Raw genomic sequence first — 3063 nt, forward strand, 5'->3', positions numbered from 1 at the left:
GCTCCGCCTGATGAAAAGCGCAGCGCGGCCTGCCTGGCAGCGCGATCTCTTCGCAGCCGGGCGCGCTGCAGAGCTTACGCATGGCGGGGCACCGCTTCCGGCATGATGAACAGATCGATGCCCATAGCTTGAAAACGAAAAAGCCCCGCACGAGGGCGGGGCTCGGAACACAGTGAAGGCGTGTCGGACGTGGCGTTCAACCAATCCCCGCCGCCCACCCGCTCCGGTATCTGTCCCTCCGCGGGAGAGCACTCGGAGCATGAGGCCTGTTCCGGCGAACATAGGAATCACACCGCCGTGCTGTCAACTCCCCTTCAAAGCGTGGCATGGATCGCGACCTGCTGGCCAGCGTCCGAAGCTGCCGCACAGGCAGCGCTGAGCAGACCTCCGTGCTTGCCGCGGTTTGACGCCAGGCGCCGACACGAACGGCGGGAAGCCGACGTTCGCTGCGTGTTGGACAAACGGAAGCGACGCGCATAGAGCGATTCCTGCAGTGTCACACTCTCTGGATGCCAACGGTCGAACACGGACGTCCACCATCGGCGATACCCTCGAAATGAAGTGCAGTATGCAACACTCGTATTGACTTTACCCTTTGTCTCGTAGCCACAAGAAGGTCGGTATCAGAGCAACTGCTTAAAGTGGATCACAGCGGACAGATGCTTTAGTACTCACGAGAGATGGCGCTTACAGGTGTCAGGCGCAGTTGACTAAAGGTGCCACTGACCACACTAAACTGGACACGCACCAGCCTGCGACCACGTTCCGGATAAAGGATTTTGCATGTATCTTCCAGTCATAAGGAAAGCAATTGGAGTGCTCGAGGAAAAGGCATTCTACCAGATAGCAACGCTTTACTTAGAGGGTCTAGGGTATACTGGTCTTTCTGTTGTTGACGGACCCGGGGATGGCGGAAGAGATGTAATATCCGATCGAAATGACTTAATCATCCAGATAAGTGTTCGGAAGGATTGGGAAAATAAAGTAAATGATGAGGCGGCCCACGCGAAAAGTCAGGGATTGAAGCACGTCGTTTACATTACAAATAGAGCGATATCTCAATCTGCAGAGCAAGATTTTCTGACGTCCAAATATAAATTCGCCGGCGACGTGGATGCTAGTATTCACGATTTAAATAGAATTTCCACTTCCCTTTCCCGGCCAGGCTCGCTCTCTAAGACGCATGAAATTCTTCATCTTGAGATTCCTAAAGAGATAAGCGCTGACCCGAAAGAGGTGGCTTTAAGCTCAATGCTTCTTTTCTCAAGTTAGGCGGAAGAGCTTCGGAGGGAAATAATTGATGTGAACGTCAAGTCAATAATCCGACAGAAAGGAAGGATCGCAGAAGAACAGTTGGTGGCCAAAGCGTCTAAGGCGCTCCCTTGGGCGGTGGCTGATAGATTGGTAGAATCTTCAATTTCTAGACTGCGCGGTGCGGGAAAAATTGTTGGAAGGAAAGCTGATATCAGTCTGTCTGAGGCGGAAGGCGAGAAGATGGACGTCGCGGAAAAGAACCTTCTGTCGGCTAGATTAATTGATATTGGATCGATAAAATCTGAGCTGGGACTGGAAGAGGGTTCCGCAGAAAAATTGTTGAACTTGGGAATTGAAATACTGTTGCGTAACGGGGAGTTCAATGCATCGGGTGTTCGGGAGGAGGAGCTAAGGCATTTCATTTCTCAACATGACTTGTCGCGTCGCCGCACCAAAGTTTATGAATGCCTTGCGAAATGCGAAACCGCGAAGCTCAAGCAATATGGCGAAACGCTAGACCACATATGCAAGTCCAATACGTTCGATATCTATAGGGCGTTGGGGCGAAGGACGGATCTAACCGTATTGCTTGATGCAAGCGTAGCAATGCCTATTTTGTGTGGCTTATCTTTCGGGCACGCGCATTCGAGATATGGAACAGCAGCCGCGGCTCTGATTAAAGCCTGTAAATCGCACGGGATTAAGCTCGCAGTTCCAAAGAGCTATCTTAACGAAATGACATTTCATGGGAAAAAGGCGCTAGATTTTCAACCAGTTCACGAAGCTCTGCCTGATGTGGCTCGCTCCTCTTTGACTGGATCTGGCAATGCTTACCTTAGTCACTACACTCATATAGCGGAGATCGAGAGGGAACAGGGCCGGCAATTATCGCTGCTTGATTTTCTTTCGTTCTTTGGAATAAGGAATGGCGCCGGTTTGCAAAAAAATAGAGAACAGAATTGAGCCATTGCTAAATGACTTTGGAGTATCAATTGTGCGAGATGGCGATTATGATGTTGAGATATTTAAACAAATAGCGCACGAGAAACGGTACGACCCTAAAGTTCTTATCGAGCATGACGCTCGCGTCTGCACATACATTAGGGAGCACGATGACGCTGGGTACATTATGGCAACTTGGGATAAGGTGGTCATAGATGTGGTCGAAGGCCTGTCTCGCGTATATGGGACAATCCGGCTCGGGTAATTGACTTCTTGAGCATTTCAAATGGTGTAAATGCGGATGATGACACGAACTACCAGCTCCTTACTTCGCTAATTCACGTCGATGAAAAGAAAAGCGAGGCGCTTTCTAAAGCAATTGAGCGATTGAAAACTGCCGAACAGGGTTATCAGGTTCGGATGTTGGCTGAGCAGGCTCGTTCAACTAACGGGCTAGACTGGGAGCTACCTCCAGAAGATATCTACCCGTTGCTTGACGAAAGTACGGAAGGTCAGGTGAGTGCTTCAATTTAGTTTATCCGCGCAACGGTGATCCGTTGCGCGCTCCCTTCGATATAAGGGACTTTCGCTCACATTCGGAGAAGGCGGAATGCGGACCTTAGACACTGCAGGCCCGACGAACGTGATCAATTTCAGTTGGTCTTGCTAGTTCTCCGGTGTTTACCGAGGCCGGAGGCAATGGGCCTGCAGCGTCTGGTTGCTACGCCGCGCATGAATGTCGGCAAAGGGCTGGGACCGGTCATCCGCGACGCCTGGTGTGAAGGTCCGGTAATGGGATGTACCGGCTGCTTCACCCAGCAGGTTAGGCTTTGCCTATGTCTGCAAGTTGGAGAAGTAGCATGGAGA

Annotated in this window: 3 protein-coding genes; all 3 read left to right on the forward strand. The window is 51.0% G+C overall.

What is annotated here, in order from left to right; all coding sequences use genetic code 11:
- The first annotated feature begins 783 nt into the window (after nucleotides 1–783).
- Nucleotides 784–1272 (forward strand): restriction endonuclease, encoded by a 489-nt coding sequence (locus HC022_RS22690; protein WP_167453913.1) that lies wholly within the window; start codon nucleotides 784–786, stop codon nucleotides 1270–1272.
- 30 nt (nucleotides 1273–1302) lie between these two features.
- Nucleotides 1303–2217, forward strand: a complete 915-nt coding sequence (locus HC022_RS22695) for a hypothetical protein (RefSeq protein ID WP_167453914.1) — start codon at nucleotides 1303–1305, stop codon at nucleotides 2215–2217.
- Between the two features lie 252 nt (nucleotides 2218–2469).
- A complete protein-coding gene (locus HC022_RS22700) occupies nucleotides 2470–2730 on the forward strand; it encodes a hypothetical protein (protein ID WP_167453915.1) in 261 nt (86 codons plus the stop codon).
- Nucleotides 2731–3063 lie beyond the last annotated feature (333 nt).

The sequence above is a fragment of the Salipiger sp. HF18 genome, assembly GCF_011806505.1.
In the GTDB taxonomy this organism is placed as follows: domain Bacteria; phylum Pseudomonadota; class Alphaproteobacteria; order Rhodobacterales; family Rhodobacteraceae; genus Salipiger; species Salipiger thiooxidans.